This is a genomic window from Streptomyces sp. NRRL WC-3549 (genome assembly GCF_000721935.1).
Lineage (GTDB): Bacteria > Actinomycetota > Actinomycetes > Streptomycetales > Streptomycetaceae > Streptomyces.
The window spans coordinates 110,804-112,115 of the sequence record NZ_KL585399.1 but is presented as its reverse complement, the minus strand read 5'-3'; the positions used below and the strand labels follow the sequence as shown (position 1 = coordinate 112,115).

Below are 1,312 nucleotides of genomic sequence, written 5' to 3'. Positions count from 1 at the left end.
CGGCTGGCCCTGCGCGCGCTGGCCGGGGAACCGACGGACTGACGGGGACCGGCCACCGGGCACTTCGCACCGCCCCCGGACGTTCACCCGACGACGGCCGGGGGCGGTACCGTTGGCCCCCGTGCTTTTCCGGCAGGTCTGCCGGTCACGGCACCCGACCAGCGCCAGTTGCCTGTACGAGACGGAGTGGCACCGGATGCAGCACGCAGTGGGGGCCCCGCTGCCACCGCCCCACGTCCCCGGAAGCGGACCGTGGGCGCACCAGGCCCAGCACACAGGCCACCCCGGTCCTCCGCCGGGCCGGCCCCCGATACCGCCCGCCCCCGCGGCACCCCGGCCGGCGCCGGCTCCTCCCCCCAGGGAGACCGCCGGGCACGTCCAGCTCCCGCCCGGCGGTCCCGTCCCGCTGCCCGCGCCGCCCGCCGAACCCGGCACCGGCACGGCCACCCTCGCGGTCCTCCTGATCGGACCGGCCGGCGCCGGCAAGACCACGGTCGCCAAGCTCTGGGCCGGCCGCCGCCGCGTCCCCACCGCGCACGTCTCCCTGGACGACGTCCGCGAATGGGTCTGCTCCGGCTTCGCCGACCCCCAGGCCGGATGGAACGACCACTCCGAGGCCCAGTACCGCCTGGCCCGCCGCACCTGCGGCTTCGCCGCCCGCAACTTCCTCGCCAACGGCATCTCCTGCATCCTGGACGACGCCGTCTTCCCGGACCGCCCTGTCGTCGGCCTCGGCGGCTGGAAGCGCCACGTGGGCCCGGGTCTGCTGCCCGTCGTCCTGCTGCCCGGCCTGGAGGTCGTCCTGGAGCGCAACGCGGCCCGCAGCGGCAACCGCCGCCTCTCCGACGAGGAGGTCGCCCGCATCCACGGCCGGATGGCCGGCTGGTACGGCTCCGGGCTCCCGATCATCGACAACTCGACGTACGACGTCGAGACGACCGCCCGCGTCCTGGACGACGTCCTGGCCCGCTCCATAGCCAGCCCGCCGGCCTGGTAGCGGTCCTGATACGCGGCGGAGAGCCGGGCCCCCGGTCGGATGCGCTGACCGGGCGGGCCGCCGCACCCGCTCGTACGCTCGAAGACATGTCAGAGGTGTACGCCGTCCGACGCGGGCTGCTGCGCGACCGGTACGCCGCCGCCGGATCCGCGGCCGCCCTGGTCTCCCGCCCCGCCAACGTCCGCTATCTCGCGGGCGGGGCCCCGCCCGGCGCCGTGCTGCTGCTCGGCCCCGGCGAGGACGTCCTGCTCTGCCCCCGCACCCCGAACGGCGACCCCGCCCACGGGCGCCCCGACGAGCGGCTGCGGGTGGACG

2 protein-coding genes are annotated in these 1,312 nt (G+C 76.8%); both read left to right on the top strand.

Annotated features, from left to right (window positions below):
* Nucleotides 1–196: 196 nt before the first annotated feature.
* Nucleotides 197–997 (top strand): Pro-rich N-terminal domain-containing protein, encoded by an 801-nt coding sequence (locus IH13_RS0115415; RefSeq protein ID WP_031084779.1) that lies wholly within the window; start codon nucleotides 197–199, stop codon nucleotides 995–997.
* 86 nt (nucleotides 998–1,083) lie between these two features.
* The coding region (locus tag IH13_RS0115410) for an aminopeptidase P family N-terminal domain-containing protein (protein ID WP_324605184.1) at nucleotides 1,084–1,312 on the top strand (229 nt) is incomplete at its 3' end.